Raw genomic sequence first — 18261 nt, 5'->3', positions numbered from 1 at the left:
CCATCAGTCGTGAACGAGTACCTGGAAGGTATCTAATTCATACTCTCTGCCGTTATAGCCGATGCAGCAACCTCTGCTGAGATGACTTCCAGCTTTACCCACAAAGAGACCGTTATCGAATTTTGCGCGGGCAACGTAGAGCTTAGTGCCATTGGCTTCATGTCCCGCCTCAACCATATTCGGTGGGAAATGTTTATCCTTAACGTCTACCCATTTTAAAGCGCCCACGTAAACTTCAAATTCATTACAAAAGTGCTCTCTTCCTCCCCATGGGACCCATGCCGTATTGCCGAACACCCATTTCCCCGGATGAATCCCACCATTCACTTTTGCGCGAATAATAAACAATGGAGATGGTCCTTTGATACCAGGAACACCTATTTCATAACCTGCTACAGGCGCGTCCAATGGGATAAACTCATCCCTTTTCGCTGATTTCCACATAATGATGTCCTTTTCAGTCTAAATAATCATCCGTAGTTAAAATCATTAAAACTCAGAAATTGAATGAATGGCAAAGTCATTATTCAGGCTTTGAAAAATAATCACCTTAACCAGTGATTTTTCCGGGCCTTCCGCATGGATAAAACGGCGAAGCGCAATAAAGGTATGGAACTGGCCAGCCACAAGCTGGCTTCCGACATACAGTAGTGGGAAATAACCCGCACCATCAATATCCTTGAAAACCGTGTCGAACATATTGATATGTTCATCAGACATTTTATCGGCATGCATATTTACAGCAGGGTTAACGATAATACCGCCCATTGTATTTTCCATTGCATCACTCCTTGTATGAATATTAGAAGAATCTTAACGCAGATAAAAAATAGGATAAATACGGATTGTGTTTTGTGAAGAAAATCACGATTTAATACTAAGCGTAATGTATTTCCAGCCTAGTATTCACTCCATCAATATATAACACGCCTGATATTGATGGCGTAAGGTATTTTCCCGGTGCCATTATAAAAAAAGCCTCTTCTAAAAGAGGCTTTGCAGTAATGAGATTATTATTCAGGTATTAAAAATATTTCCGTAAATATTCCGTCAGACACAGAATCGCCATTGCCTGGCCATACGGCATCGAGGTCAGCGGTATCTGGCGGTAAAACGCCAGATCGCTGCCCATCCCCGTCCCGAAGGACGTTTGCAGCAGTTCCCCTTCCTGCGAGATGTTTTGCACGATACCGCGGATCGCTTTCTCCGCCACCTCTGCATACTCTGCGCCGACATACCGCTTGCGCACGGCTTTCAGAATGCCGTAGGCAAACCCTGCCGTGGCCGACGCCTCCAGATAAGAATCAGGATCGTCCAGCAGCGTATGCCACAATCCACTCTCATCCTGACATTTTGCCAGTGCGGCGATCTGCGCATTTAGCACCTGCACCAGATAGCGACGAACGGCGTTGTTTTCTGGCAGATCCACCAGTTCGAGGAAATCCGGGATCACGATGGTCAGCCAGCTGTTGCCGCGCGCCCAGCGGGCCCGGGCAAAGTTGTGATTGCCGTCGTAATTCCAGCCGTGGAACCACAGCCCCGTCTCACGATCCATCAGGTTCTGTACGTGGAGCAGGAACTGATAGATCGCCTCCTCGACGTACTCCGGCTTGTTAAGCAGTTTGCCGATTTTCGCCAGCGGCAGCACCGTCATCATCAGCGTGTCATCCCACATCTGCTGATGGTTCTCTTCCGCCAGTGTGATGTGCTGCATGCCGCCATGTTCGGTGCGCGGCATCTCATTCATCGCCCACTCCGCCCAGCTTTCCAGCCACGGCAGCCAGGCCGGGTTTTTGGTCTCTTCGTAGCGATACGCCAGCGTCAGGAACGGCGACATGGTATTCACGTTTTTGGTGGTTGCGCCTTCTGCGAAACGGTCAGTAAACCAGCTGTCGATAATCTCGCGCATGCCTGCGTCACCGGTCTGGCAGTAATACTGCCAGATACCGTACAAACCAACGCCGTGCGTCCATTCCCATCCGGCCCAGCCTTTGGTGTCGATCACGCGCCCGTCGTCCAGCCGCAGCAAAAACTCACCCGTTTTGTCGTGGATATTGACCAGATTATGCGTCACCTTTTGAATCAGCGATTTCAGTTCATCCCTGGCGATAAAGCGCTCAGGCTGACGCAGTAACGGGCTATGTTTGACAGGCCAAACTTTCATCATCTTAACCTCTGTTGTATGTCGAATTCAGTACCGCACGATCCTTCAGTGAAGGGGCCGCCGGCTTGTTGCGATTCAGGTAACCGATATTGTTGTTGCCCCACAGGGATTCATACGGCATACCGGCCAGCATCTCCACGGTGGCGCGGGCCTGCGGGGTCGCCGCCTCCGGCATCGCATGGCCGGACTCGCGCATTTTCGCGGTCTCTTCACGCAGGGTGCTGTGGGTCTGCAAATTGAGTTTGAAGCGCAGGGAGACCAGGAAGCCGCAGAACAGTACCAGAATGGTGCCGACGCTCAGGATCATCAGGATAGTGTGGCTCACTTCCGCAGGCTGCACTTTTTGACCGCTGACAAAGCCAGACATCTGCATCACGATCCCCACCAGCATTACCGCACCGGCCTGGGACGCTTTACGGGTCAGCGTCATGATGCCCGCGAAGATCCCTTCGCGACGCTGACCGGTGATCACTTCGTCCACGTCAGCAATGTAGGTGTAGGTATTCCACGGTACGTAGTTGATACCCCCGCGGCCAAGACCGGCAACCGCAGAGATCAGCAGCAGCAGAGCGTAAACGTCGCTCAGGCCCGCGTAATAAAGCACCGCGTAAGAGAGCGAGGCCAGGCCAAACAGCACGACCACCATGCGGTAAGACGGCGCAGGTCCGAAGCGAATGCACAGCGGGATCATGCCAATCACGGCGAGGAACTGGAAGATGGCCATCGTGCCCAGCAGGTTGGACGCCATGGATGCTTCCTGCATCAGCACAAACACCACATAATAGGTGAATACGGCGTTGAACACATCCTGGGCAATATAGCCGCCGAGATACATGCCCAGATGCTGGCGGAAAATCTTGATACGCAACGTCGAACTTAATTCGACAAAAAGACGGTTCAGGCTCTGTCCCAGGGTCAGCTTTTTCTTCTCTTCTTCAGCGCGCAGGGCTGCTTCAGACCACTCTTCCCGCGGACGCTCCCAGGTGAAGAACCAGACGAAAGTAAGCATCAGCGCGCAAAGTACGGAGAAGACCAGGCTTGCATAGAAGAAGGAGATCGCGTTGTCTTTGCCGAAATGCGTGAGCAGGATCCCCGGCAGGAAGGAGGCCAAAATGGCGGACATCTGGGCCATGGAGATACGCGCCCCGGAGAATTTGGTTTTTTGTTTGAAATCGTCAGTCATTTCCGGCACCAGCGTTTCATACGGCACCAGAATCATGGTGTAAACAATATCAAAGATCAGATACGTCAGCAGGTAATACCAGAAACTCATGTCCCCTACCCACATCAGCGAGTAGCTGAAAACGCAGGGAATACCGAGCAGGATGAAGAACTTACGCCGGCCAAAACGCTTACCCAGCCAGGTGGTACCAAAATTATCGGTTAAAAAGCCCATTAACGGACTGACAACCGCATCCAGCACCCTTGCGGCAGCGAAGATAAAGGTTGCTTCAATCGGTGTGAGTCCACAGAAGGTCGTATAAAAATACAAAAGCCAGGCGGCCGTCAGGGCGGTAGTCCCCGCTCCGAGGAAGTCCCCTGAACCGTAAGCAAGATAATTTGCGAGTCCAATTTTACGTGTTTTCATTGCCGTCAACCCTAATCAGTTTTGGGAGACTCCCTGTAAGCAAACCTCGTCCGGGAGCTTTTACACGGCTACAGTAAAAGTATCGACCTGGTGAAACCTTTCTGTTTCTGCCATCACAGGGTGGTGAATGGCAAAAATGCAAAGAGTGTCAATACGCGTGTCACTGATTTATAAAACAGCGTTTCTTTTGTATCAAAAGGGAAGGTCAATTTTGCGAGCCAGCCTTCAGAAATGCCTGAAGACTGGCGAAAAGGCGGGCAGTTAGCGGTAGTTGACGAGCACCTCGTTGCGCTGAACCTTCAGCGCCGGGATCAGGCGTCCGCCGCCTGGCACTTCCCAGATAAAGCGTAAAGGTTCCTGAGCAGACACCCCGTTGAAGGCCTGGGTGATGCCACTTTGGCCCTCGATTTCCGCGCAGCGGGTCAGCGAGCACAGCCGCACCCGCAACCCGGCCGGTGTGGGTCCCGTCAGGGTGTAATTCCAGGCCACCAGCGTCATCTGCCCGGAGACGGGCTCAGAGGCTGACAGCGGACGGGAGGAGATCGACTCCCCCCGATGGTTGAGCGTTAAGCCGATACTGCTGGCCTGCCATGCCCCCTCGCCTGCGGCCTGCACCGCCAGCGGGAAAAATAAGATCCACAGCCACTTACGCATTATTTCCCTCCTATGGTCGCCGTCATGCGAATATTGCGGTTATCGGACAGCTCCATATTCGACAGCACCACCAGCTGGTTCAGGCTCCGGCGCAGGAAGCGCGACAGCAGCGGACGCAGCGCATGATTCACCAGCAGCACCGGCGGCGCGCCCAGCATCTCCTGACGCGCCAGCGCCTCCTGGGTTTGCGCCAGCAATCTGTCCGCCAGACCCGGCTCCAGCCCGCCACCGCCCTGTAGGGCCTGAAGCAGCAGACGTTCCAGCGGCGTGTCCAGGCCAATCACCTGCACTTCGCCGGTTCCCGGGAACCATTGCTGGGTTATGGCGCGCCCGAGCGCCACGCGCACCACCGCCGTCAGCTCATGTGGATCGCTCTGGAGCGGCGCATGCTCGGCCAGTGTTTCCAGAATGGTGCGCATATCGCGGATCGGCACCTTCTCATCGAGCAGATTTTGCAGCACTTTGTGCAGGGTGGTTAAGGTCAGCACGCCCGGCACCAAATCTTCGGTTAGCTTTGGCATCTCCTGCGTTACGCGGTCAAGCAGCTGCTGCGCCTCCTGACGTCCAAACAGTTCCGCGGAGAACTGGCCAATCAAATGGTTGAGGTGCGTCGCGACCACGGTACTGGCCTCAACAACCGTGTAACCCTGGATCTGCGCCTGCTCTTTCAGGGTGCTCTCAATCCAGATGGCCGCCAGACCAAAGGCCGGGTCGGTCGTCTGCTCACCCGGCAACGTGCCTGCGGCCGTGCCCGGGTTAATCGCCAGCCAGCGGCCAGGGTACGCATCACCGCTGCCGATTTCCACCCCTTTCATCAGGATGCGATAGCGTGCGGGCGGGAGATCCATATTGTCCCGGATATGCACCACCGGCGGCAGGAAGCCCATGTCCTGGGCGAATTTTTTACGAATGCTGCGGATACGGCCAAGCAGTTCGCCATCCTGCTGGAAATCCACCATCGGGATAAGGCGGTACCCCACTTCCATCCCCAGCGAATCTTCGAGCTGAACGTCGTTCCAGGTGGCTTCCACCGCCTGGGTGTTCTCAGGCATTTTGACCGGCGCTGGCTCTGCCTTAGGCTGCGTTTCGCGGCCACGCATCCACCAGGCAAGGCCCAGCAGCGCGGCAGTGAACAGCAGGAATACCAGGTTTGGCATGCCCGGCACCATACCGAGCAGGCCCAGTACCGCCGCGGAGAGCAGCATAACGCGCGGGTTGCTGAACAACTGCCCCACCATCTGCTCGCCTACATCCTGATCGGTGCTGACGCGGGTCACAATTACGCCCGCCGCGGTGGAGATCACCAGTGCCGGGATCTGCGCCACCAGACCATCACCAATGGTCAGCAGCGTATAGCTTTCCGCTGCGTGGCCCATGTCCATGCCGTGTTGCAGCACGCCGACGAGCAGGCCGCCGACGACGTTAATCACCATGATCAGAATGCCCGCGATGGCGTCACCGCGCACAAACTTACTCGCACCGTCCATGGAGCCGTAGAAATCTGCCTCCTGGGTCACTTCGGCACGGCGTTTTTTTGCTTCATCTTCCGCAATCAGCCCGGCATTCAGGTCGGCGTCGATTGCCATCTGCTTGCCCGGCATCCCGTCGAGCACGAAGCGCGCGCCCACTTCTGCGATACGCCCCGCCCCTTTAGTGATAACCATGAAGTTGATAATCACCAGAATGACGAACACCACGATACCGATGGCGAAGTTGCCGCCCACCAGGAAGTGACCGAAGGCTTCGACCACCTTGCCCGCCGCCGCCGCGCCGGTGTGCCCTTCCATCAGGATGATACGCGTGGAGGCAACGTTCAGCGCGAGGCGCAGCAGCGTGGTGAACAGCAGGATCGTTGGAAACGCGGCGAACTCCAGCGTGCGCTGGGTGAACATCGCCACCAGCAGCACCATGATGGACAACGCAATGTTGAAGGTGAAAAGCAGGTCGAGGATAAATGCCGGTAACGGCAGCACCATCATCGACAGAATTAGCAGGATCAGAATCGGTCCGGCAAGGATCTGCCATTGCGTCGATTTCAGGTTGCCGGGCAGGCGCAACATTGCCACCAGATTAGCCATCAGTGTCCTTCTCGTTCAAAAAATCCAGTGCTTCAGGCACCGGAAGGTTCTCAGGTTTTACAGGTCGTTGACCGCCCGCTAAACGCCAGCGTTTCAGTTGCCACACCCAGGCCAGCACCTCTGCGACAGCGGCGTAGAGCTGGCCCGGGATCTGTTGTCCAATTTCCGCGTGGCGATACAGCGCACGGGCTAATGGCGGTGCTTCAAGGATCGTTACGCGGTTTTCCGTCGCGATTTCACGAATGCGCAGCGCAATCAGCCCGGCCCCTTTCGCCACCACTTTCGGTGCGCTCATTTTGTTTTCGTCGTACTGAAGCGCCACGGAGTAGTGGGTCGGGTTAGTGACAATCACATCGGCTTTCGGCACATCTTCCATCATGCGACGACGCGCGGCAGCACGTTGCATCTGGCGGATACGGCCCTTGACGTGCGGGTCGCCTTCCATCTGTTTATATTCATCGCGAATATCCTGACGCGACATTCGCAGCTTCTTGATATGGGAAAAGATCTGGAAGATAACGTCGAACGCCACCATCGGAATAATGCTGAGAACCACCAGCAGCGAGCCTAATCCGACCAGGTTCAGGGCATTCTTCATCGCCGTCATGGGGGATTCACTGATCAGACGCATCATCTCCGGCCAGTGGTGCCACAGAAAAAACCCGGCAGCACTGCCCATAAGAAGCGATTTCAGGATCGCTTTAAGAAGCTCAGCCCCGGTTTGAGCTGAAAACATTTTCGCAATACCGGGTAGCGGGTTGAGCTTGGAGAATTTCGGTTGCAGCGATTTACCGCTGAACACCAGGCCACCGAGCATGACCGGCGAAACAAGAGCCACGATGACCACCCCGGCAATCAACGGCAGCAGAGCGATCATGGCGCTTTTTACCAGGTTGATGATCTGAATGAGGATCAGATTGGGGTCATTGACCATGCTGTGATCAAAACGTAAGCCAGCAGAGAGCATTCCCGCCAGTCTGCGGGCAAGCATCTCCCCGCCCCACCAGATTATGCAGACGCCCACCACCAGGATCAGCAGGGAGGTCAGCTCTCGGGATCGGGGGATCTGCCCATCCTCACGGGCTTTTTCAAGTCGGTGGGGTGTGGGGGCTTCTGTTTTGTCGTCGTTCTCTTCTGCCACTGTGCCTGCTCGCAGCCCATTAATTCACGGGTATCATGCCAGCGCAGAGAAAATCCAATGGCGGGAAAAGCCCGTTTATTCGGGCTCTTTTCGCTGTTTTTGTTCTGAACAACCTCAGGCCGCGTTCACAGCCTGAGGCAGAAGGGCAATCAGAAACCAAGACTGTCCAGCAGATCGTCCACCTGATCCTGGCTTGCCACCACGCCCGCTTTACTGGTGTCAAGCTGTGGACCATTGAGCAGGCTTTCGTTCTCGCGTTTCGGACGGGCAGCCGGTTCCGGAATATTTTCCAGCAGCACCATCAACAGCTGACGTTCAATCTCCTGAATCACATCCATCATGCGCTTGATCACCTGGCCGGTGAGGTCCTGGAAATCCTGCGCCATCATGATGTCCAGCAGTTGCGCATTGGTGAAGCTGGTGTGCCCTGGCACATCGCCCAGGAACTGACGGGTGTCCGTTACCAGTTCGCGGGCATCCGCCAGCTCAATGGGGTTCTCAAACCACTCATCCCAGCGTTGGGTCAGCGCTTTCGCCCCCTTCTCCATCGCATCCTGGTGCGGCTGTGACGCCTCAACGCTGTTCAGCGCACGTTCCGCCGCCTGCGCGGTCATCTGCACCACGTAGTCCAGACGGTCGCGCGCGTCGGGGATGGCTTCCGCCGCTTCGGCGATAGCCTGGTCCAGCCCCAGCTCACGGAGGCTGTCGCGCAGCATGCGGGTCAGGCTACCAATACGGGCAATAATGTCGCTCGGCGAATGTTCTTCAACGGGTTTCATAGCAGGTTGCAACATTTCCATCACCTCACATGCCGAGTTTCTCGAAGATCTTCCCGAGCTTCTCTTCCAGAGTCGCCGCGGTGAATGGCTTCACCACGTAGCCGCTTGCGCCCGCCTGTGCAGCGGCAATAATGTTCTCTTTCTTCGCTTCTGCGGTCACCATCAGCACCGGCAGAGAGGCCATGCCTGCATCCGCGCGGATGGTTTTCAGCAGTTCGAGACCGTCCATGTTCGGCATGTTCCAGTCGGAAATCACAAAACCAAACCCGCCAGCCTGGAGTTTGTTCAGCGCATCCACCCCGTCTTCTGCTTCTTCAACGTTGTTGAAGCCTAGCTCTTTTAGCAGGTTGCGCACAATGCGACGCATGGTGGAAAAGTCATCCACAACCAAAAACTTAAGCTCTTTATCCGCCATAAAATAATACTCCTGAGTCAAATACGTATTGCCTGTCCGGCACTGATTTTCGCCAGCATCTGCTGGCTTACCTGGCTAAGATCGACCACTTCGCTTACGCCACCCATATTGATGGCCTCGCGCGGCATGCCGAACACCACACAACTTGCTTCATTCTGCGCAATCGTCCAGGCGCCAGCCTGGTGCATCGCGAGCATTCCGGCGGCGCCGTCGTTGCCCATCCCCGTCAGGATCACCCCCACGGCGTTGCGCCCCGCATGTTTCGCCACCGAATGAAACAGCACATCCACAGACGGACGGTGCCGGTTAACCGGCGGCCCGTCATGAATTTTGATTTGATAGTTCGCCCCGCTGCGCGCCAGCTCCATATGTTTGTCACCCGGGGCGATATACGCGTGACCCGGCAGCACGCGCTCGCCGTCTTCCGCCTCTTTCACGCTGATCTGGCACAGCTTATTCAGGCGCTCCGCGAATGAGCGGGTAAAGCCCGGCGGCATATGTTGCGTAATCAGGATACCCGGGCTTGAGAGCGGCAATGGCTGGAGTACATGGCGAATTGCCTCTGTTCCTCCGGTTGAGGCCCCAATGACCAGCAGTTTTTCCGAACTGAGTAACGGTCCGGCCTTCAGGGTTGCCGGCGCGGCCATCGGCTTGTGGGCCGCCAGTTTTGCGCGCGACGCGGTACGGATTTTCTCGGCGATCATCTCGCTGTACGCCAGCATCCCCTCGCGAATGCCGAGCTGCGGCTTGGTGACAAAATCCACTGCCCCCAGCTCCAGCGCGCGCAGGGTGATTTCTGAACCTTTACCGGTCAGAGATGACACCATCACCACCGGCATCGGGCGCAGGCGCATTAATTTTTCCAGGAAATCGATGCCATCCATGCGTGGCATTTCGACATCCAGCGTCAGCACGTCGGGGTTATATTTTTTGATTAAATCCCGCGCGACCAGCGGATCGGGCGCTGTTGCCACCATCTCCATATCGCTGTGGCTATTGATGATTTCGGTCATGATCTGACGCATCAGCGCAGAATCATCGACAGACAATACCCTGATTTTACTCATGCTTTTTCCTTACTCAGCGCATAAACCGTTTGCCCACGCAGGCTAAACTCACGCACGAGGTTGCTGAAGTTTTCCGAGTGCCCGGCAAACAGTAAACCGTCAGGCTTGAGCAACGGAACAAAGCGACGCAGAATGTCCTGTTGCGTCATTTTATCAAAATAGATCATCACGTTACGGCAAAAAATGGCGTCGAATGGCCCCGGCACGTTGTACTGCTTATCCAGTAAATTAACGGGAGCGAATTCCACGCAGTTCGCCAGCTCCTGGCGTACGCGCACCAGTCCTTCATGCGGGCCGGTACCGCGCATGAAGTAACGCTGTAGCTGCTGAGGAGACAGCGTTTTTAGTTCATCCTGGCGATAAACGCCGTTACGGGCTTTTTCCAGCACTTCGGTGTCGATGTCGCTGGCGTACACTTTCCAGCGGCCCGGCGCCATTCCCAGGGTGTCTGCAAGGGTGATGGCCAGCGAGTACGGCTCTTCCCCGGTAGAGGCTGCCGCGCTCCAGACGCGATACTCTCCGCTACGGCGACGGGCGTGTTCCGCCAGCACCGGGAAGTGATGCGCCTCGCGGAAAAACGCGGTCAGGTTGGTGGTTAATGAGTTGATAAATGCCTGCCATTCGGCGCTGTTCTGGTTCGCTTCGAGCATGCTCAGATAGCGGCCAAAATCATCCAGCCCCAGCGTGCGCAAGCGCCGCACCAGCCGGTTGTAGACCATGTCTCGCTTATGGTCCGCAAGCACGATCCCCGCACGCTGGTAGATTAACTGACATATCCGACGAAAATGCGCGTCGGACAGCGCGAGGCGCTGTGTCATCTGCAACAATAATGACGTTTGCCCTGAGGGCATGGGTGATGTCATAGCGCCTTCTCAATCACATTCAGGATACAACGGGCACGGCCTGTGACCGTCCGACTTCTGTTACTGCTTCAACGTGCTCTTTCACATTAAATACGGCGACCAACCCGGTAAGGTGATCCGCCTGGTTTGCCAGCTGATCGGTAGCCGCCGCCGCCTCTTCCACCAGTAAGGCGTTCTGCTGCGTAACCTGATCCATCTGTGTAACGGCCTGCGCCACCTGCTCAATACCACGGCGTTGTTCATCAGACGCCGAGGCAATCTCGCCCATAATGTCGTTAACCCGCGTCACGGAGGTGACAATCTCGTGCATGGTCTGCGCGGCGGTATCCACCAGCGCGGAGCCCTGCTGAACGCGGGAGACCGACTCTTCTATCAGCCCTTTGATCTCTTTCGCCGCGTTGGCGCTGCGACTGGCGAGGTTTCGGACTTCACCGGCAACCACCGCGAACCCGCGCCCCTGCTCTCCGGCACGCGCCGCTTCAACGGCCGCGTTCAGCGCCAGAATATTGGTCTGGAACGCGATACCGTCGATGACGCTGATAATGTCGCCAATTTTCTGCGAGCTGGCGGCAATCTGCTGCATCGTGCTGGCGACGTGAGAAGCCTGGTCGCCCCCACGTTTCGCCGTCATCGCCGCCTGTTTTGACAAGTCGGACGCCTGACGCGCGTTATCGGCGTTCTGGCTTACCGTCGCGGTCAGTTGCTCCATGCTGGCCGCCGTCTGCGCCAGCGATGCCGCCTGCTGTTCGGTGCGGGATGAGAGGTCGTTATTGCCTGCCGCAATCTCGGAGATCCCGGTATGCATGGCGTAACTGCCCTGACGAACGTTGCTTACCGTTTCCCGCAGCGAACTCTGCATCGCCTTCAGGCTGGCGAAAATCGCTGATATTTCATTCCTGCCATACACGGCCACCGGACGCGCCAGGTCGCCCTTCGCCATACTGTCGAAGTGGCTGCTGACGATCGCCAGCGGCTGGACGATCATTTTGCGCGACCACCACAGCGAGCCGCCGGTCAGCAGGGCGGCCAGGATCACCATGGTCAGGAAAATCACCCCTGACATGCGGTAGCTGGTACGGCTGTCCGCACCGGCACGCGCCACAAACTGGTTAATATCCTGCTGCCATGCGTTAAAGCTGTCGTCAAATGCCGCCTGAGACGCCTGCACCGGCGCGGTCAGGAAGTCAGAAAGCTGGTTGTTCTCCAGCCACGTCGCCTGATGGTCGAGATCGCCGTACCACACATCAAAGTTCTTTTTCATGGCGACTTTCAGCGTTTTCTCTTTCTCACTCACCGCCTCCTGCGCCGTAAACGTCTTAAACTGCGCGTCGGCCTGCTTCAGGCTGCTGCGGGCCACGACCATCAGCGCCTTAATATCATCCGGCGGATAGCTCAGCGCGGTTAACGTCCCTGCTTTGTTCAGCGCAGTGCTTGCCTGTAACAGCACGGCACGCGTTTGTGCCAGTGCGGAGCGCTGCTGATTACTCGTCTCAACTTCCTGCAAATTCTGATAGCCATCGCGAAACGCCCAGAAAGACAACCCGTTACTGCCAACCTGCAAAACCCCACACAGGATCAGAATCAAAAACAGTGTGGTCGAGATACGAATACGATTTAACATCCACGCTCCCATCAAGCGGCAAGCAGCCGCGGTTTAATTGTCAGTCAAAATGTTTCCCAGTTTTCATCTTGTCCGGTCACCGCTGCGCGCGTAGGTGTTGCCACGGGCGCCGGGGTTGCTTCGCTGTACGCTGACCGCGAGCTGACCGTATTTGTTGTTTTTGAAGTAAGACGGAACGCCGAGACGGCCATTTTCAGGCGGCTCGCCTGATCCTCAAGCGCAGCGGCCGCGGCAGCGGACTCCTGCACCAGGGCGGCGTTTTGCTGCGTCACACGATCCATTTCCGATACCGCCAGAGCGACCTGGTCAATACCACGACTCTGCTCATCCGATGCAGAGGCGATTTCACCCATGATGTCCGTCACGCGCGTCACGGCATTCACGATGTCATTCATGGTTTCACCCGCACTTTCCACCAGCACCGAGCCGGTATCCACGCGTGAAACAGAGTCTTCAATCAGGGCTTTGATCTCTTTCGCCGCATTGGCGCTGCGGCTGGCGAGGTTACGTACTTCGCCAGCGACCACGGCAAACCCACGTCCCTGCTCGCCCGCACGCGCCGCTTCAACGGCCGCGTTCAGCGCGAGAATGTTGGTCTGGAAGGCGATGCCGTCGATAACGCTGATGATATCGGCGATTTTCTTCGAGCTGTCGGCAATGTCATGCATGGTTTTCACCACGCCGTCGACCACCCGACCGCCGCGCTGGGCGGTGTCGGACGCGCTTTCTGCAAGCTGCGACGCCTGACGGGCGTTGTCGGCATTCTGCTTCACGGTCGCGGTGAGCTGCTCCATGCTTGCCGCCGTCTCTTCCAGAGCGGACGCCTGCTGTTCGGTACGGGACGAGAGATCGTTGTTGCCCATCGCGATTTCACTCGTGCCGGTATAGATGGCATCCGCCCCCTCGCGCACGTTGGCGACGGTATCAATCAGCGAACGCTGCATATGGTCGACGCTGGTCGCCAGCTCGGTGATCTCGTTGCGACCAGAAACGGTCAGCGTTTTCGTGAGATCGCCCCGGCCAATATCGCGGATATGGGCAATGACGCGGCCAAGCGGATTAAGAAGGATATGACGAATGCCGTACCACACGGCCACCAGCACGATGACCAGCGCGAGGGCGAGCACTGCCATCTGCCATTTCGCGAAACGGTAGTCGTTCTGGCTTTGCGTAAAGGCGGAGTGATAAAGCTCGCCGCTGGCTTTGGCGTACTCGCCGAGCGCCGCGCCGAGGGCGTTCTGCATGCCCTGGGTCGGCTGCGCGAAATAGGCATCCATATTGCCCTTCTCCAGGAACTGCACCAGCTCCGTGAGGCCGGCGAAGTAGGCCTGATATTTTTCATCTATGTTCGCGCTCGCCTGCGCCATTGCGGGCTGAGGGGCGATTTTTTTGAAGGCCTCGTAATGATTCGCCGCGTCTGCCAGCGTGGCGCGCGCATTCTTCAGCAGTTCCGTTTTTGCGCTGCTCTGCTGGTTGTTCGGATCCATCATCATGCGGGCAGACGAGCGGCTCAGATTGATACGCGTCTGCAACATCAGATCCCAGGTTGTGGTCAGTTCGCTTTGCTGCATCCGCAAATCGTTCGAGGCCGCGAAGCTGTCCTGGTTCTGTTTTAACGAGGAGAAAAAGAGGCCGCCAGAAATAAGCTGAAGAAGTGCGAAAATGACCAGCACCATCATAAGCATTGTGACAACGCGGATACGGTTCAACATACAACACCTTCTCATCGATTGATTAACGGTGTTATCGGCAGGGGCCACGGGAACTTTACATTTGCGAAAGGGAAAAGCGCGGGGTGTCAGAACGCGACGTCAACGATCAGCGTGTCGGTGTAGGTTCCGGCAGGCGGCGTGGCCTGGCTGGTCAGGACCTTAGCGCTGTAGTTATAGGTGCGTAAAAGCCCGTCGGTACTGACCTGGGATGAGCTGGCGCTGGCCCAGCGCTCGCTGCCACTGCCGCCCCAGCGGTTGCTGGTCGCCTCTTTATAGATGTCGTAACTCATAAAATTGCTGCCACTAACCATACGACGAACGTTGTTCAGGGCGTTTGCTCCATTATTAATGCCTATGGTGTAGGTGCTGCCCTTGGTGCAGGTGACGGCGATCGACTGCGAAACGGTGGGAAAATTTTGCACCAGCGGCGCACTGTTAAAATTCACGTCCGGCGTGGTCATCGTGCTGCAATCGTTGGTGACGGTCATGTTGAGGAGAATGGAGGTAGTTGCCGTGCCGGTTTGCGGGGTCAGGCATAGCCCGCCCGCGCCAACGGCGCACACGTTGTAGTTGATGCTGAACGTTAACAACACCTGGTACGGCCCGGCCGTGACGTTCTGCCCCGGCACAGTACGGAAATAAAGCGGAATGTTGTAGCGCCTTGACCCCAGCAGCCCGAGCAGGGTGTTGCCATTCCAGGTATAGGTTTTGCTGATTTGTACTTCACTGTTTCCGCCGCAGCCAGTGGCACCGCACAGGCGCGTGGGGATAACGTCCGCGATGGCCGCATTATCGGTACGTTTCATGGTGGCGCGGCTGTTGGCGGCTATCGACGCCGAGGTGTAGGTCAGCGTCACCGAGTCGTTGGTTAGCAGGTTGAGGACCGTATCGCAGGACACCACCAGCGTGCCGGTGGTTTGCACCTCCCCCGTACTGCTCAGGGCGAATGAGGTGACGCTGCCAAACGAGGCGTTCACCGTACTGACGGTGCAGGCCGCCCAGCCGCTGCCCGAGAACAGCAGCAGTATGGCTATCAACAGGCGTTTCACGGCGCCTCCCGGCAGGTCAGCGGACCGTAGGTTTGCAGCTTATGCTCGGGATTTGCGCCCACATTCAACGTTGCGATACAGCGTTTACCGTCCGGGGTGATGACCTCCAGAGGATTCACATCGTTGAGGTTTTCCAGCCAGGCGAGGCCATCGTAGCCAACAACCGCGCTACTGCGGGACGCGCGTTTGACCTGGCTTCCCACCGGGATCGCATTGCCCTGCGCGTCATGCAGGATCACGCTGGCAACCCGCTCCTGCTCCATAGGGAAATCCACCAGATAACCGTTATGCCGACGAATCGCCAACCGACGCTCGGTCTCTTTCAGCCGGGTATCCGCAGGTAAGTTCAGGGTATCAATGCGGTAGCTTGCCGGGTAATAGGCGGAAACGCCGCTGACCAGCAGATAACCTTTATTATTGGTTTTACCAACCGGCTGGTTCTCGTAGCTGACGGGTACGTCCGGATGTCCGTCGGTGCTGATCACCACAAACGCATCGTTGATTTTGTTCGCCGCAAACAGCTCACCGTCCATCAGGACGACTGAGCCCATCGCCTCGCCCCACCAGGTCATCATCCCCTTCTCACCGTAGCCGCCGCCCTGAAGCTCAACATTGTTATTCCGCCAGCCGAGCGTGGCCTGTTGATAGTTACTCGACCGCGACTGGTTGGCCCAGGCCATGTTCCAGCTAAAGCCGCCGTCAGACGGCATCGAGTGGTTGTAGTTAATGCGTTGAGTGCTGCCTGCGTCAGGCGTGTTTTCAAAGGTAACGGCGGCGCTGTCACGTTCGCCCAGAGGGACCTGCAACGACAGTGCAACCGTCCAGTCATCCCGCTGCTGGTCACGGCTGGCCGCCAGGTAAATACTGCTTGAGCGCCACAGATTTCGGCTCCAGGAGAGGTTGAGCAGCTCGGTTTTCCGGCTGTCAAAACTCTCCACGCCGATCCACGCCGCACCGATATTGCCGTAATCACCGAGGTTAAAGGTTAAGGAGTACTGGTCGGTATTGCGGCTCAGGCTGGCAACGGGGTTATCATATTCATCATAAACGGTGGGCTGATCGTACAGGGCGAGGTTGCCGAAGCCGCGGTCGCGTCGGGTATGCTGGGTCGCTACGCTAAACTCGCTGGTGCTGTACTGATAGCCCCAGTTCATCTGGCCCCCTTCGTCGCCGCGCATCCGGCTTTGGGTATAAGACGTATTCACCACGCCAAAACGCCCGAGCTTCAGCACCGTGCCCGCGCCGCCGAGCGCCAGCGACTCCGCCCCTTCCGCATGCCCCTCCAGCGTCAGCCAGTCGGTCACCCCGTAGCGATACGATCCGCTGCCCGCCGCCGGGCCATAGTCAAAATTCTCTATACCGTAGTTGCGCCGCAGGCTGCCCAGCGTTACGGCGCCGTCGCTTAACCCCTGCTTCAGCAGATCGCTGCTGACATAAAACGGCAGCGTGGTGCTCACCTGACGTCCCAGCGCGTCGGTGGTGACCAGTACCGCATCCCCTGCGCCGTTGATGTACGGCAGATTAGTGAGGGTAAACGGCCCCGGCTGAAGGCGGGTGGAGCCGGAACGGTAGCCATTAATAAAGAGATCGACCGAGGTCGGGACGGCCGCCTCACCGGAAAACGCCGGCAGCGGCCAGGTCACCAGATCCGGACGCAGGGAGAAGTCGCGCCCATAGCTGATCCCGCCCATCCGCACGCTGGTGCTCCAGCTCAGCGCATCGCTGATGACGTCCCCAACGGTCCAGGTGGTGGCATCCTCCTCGTTGGTGATCAGCAGGGTTGAGTCATAGCGCACGTATCCTTCCTGCTGCCCGCTGCTTCCGGCGAAATTCTGTCGGGCGTACCCTGTCGAAGAAAACGAATAGTCTTCGTTGAAATAGCGGAACTCATGCCACACCGACGCCTGGCCGCCCGTGTGCTCGGTATGGTTGGTATAAACGTCGTAGTTGAGCAGCGCGCCCCGGCCATAATGCGGCTTGCTTTGCGCGCTCTGACCGCTAAACGACGTGATCCGCGCCGCAACCCAGTCCCGGGGGACCGTCAGCATGAGCCGCTGGGCGCTGCTGTCATACTCTACGCGTACCGATGAGAGCGTTGAAAGGTTCACCTCTCCGGCAGGCACATGCTCCTGCGGCAGTCCGGCGCGAAGCAAATCCGCTCCTGAAATAAACCAGGCGCCCTCGCGCTGCGTCACCGGCACCACCAGACCCGTGTCATAGTGGTTCAGCACCAGGGCGAGCTGGAATACAGCTTCGCCGTTCATCGTCCGCGCGTCCGGCGGCGGCGGTAAACTGTCGTCGCCGGTTTCGGCAAATGCGCTGGTACTGACGCAAAGCAGGATCATCATCGCCGGTTTCAGTTGACGGGCGTCGATTGCCATTGCGTATCCCTGGCATTAATTTGCGCGCTCATCCGATTCGGCTGATAAATCCCTGCCGGAAGCGGCCAGCTTCGGGTGCTGCCTGGCAGCACATAACCCAGCAGCCCCTCGGCAACCGTGCGTTTTTGCCCGCCCTGCTCAACCGCAACCTGGCTGAGCCTGACGTGAACGTTCCCCTGATTGCGGACCTCAAGCGCGGGTTTCCCCTCCTCCTGAATGACCCGCCAGTTGAGCTGCTGAGTGTTCGCCAGCGCGTGATGCTCTCCTTCGTTGAGGGTGGGGATCCCCTGTCCATAAACAAATAAGGGAATGGAATAGCGCATTTGCAGTTTGAGGCCCATAGACGGTTCCGCTTTGGCATCCGGCTGGGGAATCTCATCCACAATGATACGGTAGGCTTGCTCGACGCCGGACGGGATCGTCCCCTGCTTAATCAGGCGAATAAGCTGTTTACTGCCTTTAGCGATAGTCACGATCGGCGGGCTGGCGACCACATCCTGCTGGGCGGTGTAACGCTCATATCCGCCCTCCTGTTTCCAGCGCACAATGCGTATCTGCATTGTCGTGGCGCTGTTGCCCTGATTCTGGATCCACAATTCAGTTGCTCTGGCGTCTGCCGAAAGCCACGGATCGATAGGCCAAAGAAGAATGGTTGCGGCTGCTTGCGCCTTAACCGCTGTAAGGGCCGTTATCCCCAACAGACTCAACAGGCCTGACCGCCTGAAAAATGGCTTCATCAATGCTCTCCC

At 57.2% G+C, this 18261-nt stretch carries 16 protein-coding genes; all 16 read right to left on the bottom strand.

Annotated elements, in window-relative coordinates:
- Positions 1 to 3: 3 nt before the first annotated feature.
- The 16 genes from ACOT0L_RS01540 to ACOT0L_RS01465 all read right to left on the bottom strand — a co-directional run bounded on the left by ACOT0L_RS01540 (position 4) and on the right by ACOT0L_RS01465 (position 18249).
- Entirely contained in the window at positions 4 to 444 is a 441-nt protein-coding gene (locus ACOT0L_RS01540; protein ID WP_022648495.1) for a DUF3421 domain-containing protein, read from the bottom strand.
- A gap of 45 nt (positions 445 to 489) precedes the next feature.
- Complete coding sequence (locus tag ACOT0L_RS01535; protein ID WP_022648496.1) at positions 490 to 780, bottom strand: hypothetical protein; 291 nt, start codon at positions 778 to 780, stop codon at positions 490 to 492.
- 244 nt (positions 781 to 1024) lie between these two features.
- On the bottom strand, positions 1025 to 2164 hold the full coding sequence (locus ACOT0L_RS01530) for a glycoside hydrolase family 88/105 protein (protein WP_126504293.1): 1140 nt from the start codon (positions 2162 to 2164) through the stop codon (positions 1025 to 1027).
- A gap of 4 nt (positions 2165 to 2168) precedes the next feature.
- The gene (locus tag ACOT0L_RS01525) at positions 2169 to 3752 is read right to left on the bottom strand and encodes an MFS transporter (RefSeq protein WP_022648498.1); all 1584 of its coding nucleotides are present in this window, start codon (positions 3750 to 3752) and stop codon (positions 2169 to 2171) included.
- A gap of 261 nt (positions 3753 to 4013) precedes the next feature.
- Positions 4014 to 4406: a flagellar protein FlhE gene (flhE, locus tag ACOT0L_RS01520; protein WP_048966690.1), complete on the bottom strand. Its 393-nt coding sequence runs from the start codon at positions 4404 to 4406 to the stop codon at positions 4014 to 4016.
- Entirely contained in the window at positions 4406 to 6484 is a 2079-nt protein-coding gene (gene flhA / locus ACOT0L_RS01515; protein ID WP_126504279.1) for a flagellar biosynthesis protein FlhA, read from the bottom strand. Before flhA ends, flhE begins: the two co-directional genes overlap by 1 nt.
- Positions 6477 to 7625, bottom strand: a complete 1149-nt coding sequence (gene flhB, locus ACOT0L_RS01510; RefSeq protein ID WP_126504281.1) for a flagellar biosynthesis protein FlhB — start codon at positions 7623 to 7625, stop codon at positions 6477 to 6479. The genes flhA and flhB overlap by 8 nt, the downstream gene beginning before the upstream one ends.
- Positions 7626 to 7774: 149 nt before the next feature.
- On the bottom strand, positions 7775 to 8419 hold the full coding sequence (gene cheZ / locus ACOT0L_RS01505; protein WP_022648501.1) for a protein phosphatase CheZ: 645 nt from the start codon (positions 8417 to 8419) through the stop codon (positions 7775 to 7777).
- A gap of 10 nt (positions 8420 to 8429) precedes the next feature.
- Positions 8430 to 8819: a chemotaxis response regulator CheY gene (gene cheY / locus ACOT0L_RS01500; RefSeq protein WP_000763862.1), complete on the bottom strand. Its 390-nt coding sequence runs from the start codon at positions 8817 to 8819 to the stop codon at positions 8430 to 8432.
- A 17-nt stretch (positions 8820 to 8836) separates the two neighbouring features.
- Positions 8837 to 9886 (bottom strand): protein-glutamate methylesterase/protein-glutamine glutaminase, encoded by a 1050-nt coding sequence (locus tag ACOT0L_RS01495; protein WP_014884341.1) that lies wholly within the window; start codon positions 9884 to 9886, stop codon positions 8837 to 8839.
- Complete coding sequence (gene cheR / locus ACOT0L_RS01490; RefSeq protein ID WP_063158951.1) at positions 9883 to 10749, bottom strand: protein-glutamate O-methyltransferase CheR; 867 nt, start codon at positions 10747 to 10749, stop codon at positions 9883 to 9885. Before cheR ends, ACOT0L_RS01495 begins: the two co-directional genes overlap by 4 nt.
- A gap of 19 nt (positions 10750 to 10768) precedes the next feature.
- Positions 10769 to 12370, bottom strand: a complete 1602-nt coding sequence (gene tap, locus ACOT0L_RS01485; protein WP_126504283.1) for a methyl-accepting chemotaxis protein IV — start codon at positions 12368 to 12370, stop codon at positions 10769 to 10771.
- A 44-nt stretch (positions 12371 to 12414) separates the two neighbouring features.
- Positions 12415 to 14082 carry a methyl-accepting chemotaxis protein II gene (gene tar / locus ACOT0L_RS01480; RefSeq protein WP_126504285.1) on the bottom strand — a complete coding sequence of 556 codons (1668 nt, stop codon included), beginning with the start codon at positions 14080 to 14082 and terminating at the stop codon, positions 12415 to 12417.
- Between the two features lie 86 nt (positions 14083 to 14168).
- Entirely contained in the window at positions 14169 to 15131 is a 963-nt protein-coding gene (locus tag ACOT0L_RS01475; RefSeq protein WP_023300457.1) for a Csu type fimbrial protein, read from the bottom strand.
- Positions 15128 to 17512 carry a fimbria/pilus outer membrane usher protein gene (locus ACOT0L_RS01470; RefSeq protein ID WP_126504287.1) on the bottom strand — a complete coding sequence of 795 codons (2385 nt, stop codon included), beginning with the start codon at positions 17510 to 17512 and terminating at the stop codon, positions 15128 to 15130. Before ACOT0L_RS01470 ends, ACOT0L_RS01475 begins: the two co-directional genes overlap by 4 nt.
- Entirely contained in the window at positions 17488 to 18249 is a 762-nt protein-coding gene (locus ACOT0L_RS01465; protein WP_023300459.1) for a fimbrial biogenesis chaperone, read from the bottom strand. The genes ACOT0L_RS01470 and ACOT0L_RS01465 overlap by 25 nt, the downstream gene beginning before the upstream one ends.
- Positions 18250 to 18261: the final 12 nt, after the last annotated feature.

It is taken from the genome of Enterobacter cloacae complex sp. XAL002 (genome assembly GCF_049236805.1).
Taxonomy (GTDB): domain Bacteria; phylum Pseudomonadota; class Gammaproteobacteria; order Enterobacterales; family Enterobacteriaceae; genus Enterobacter; species Enterobacter intestinihominis.
The sequence above is the reverse complement of the archived record's forward strand: the minus strand, read 5'-3'. Positions and strand labels throughout refer to the sequence as shown.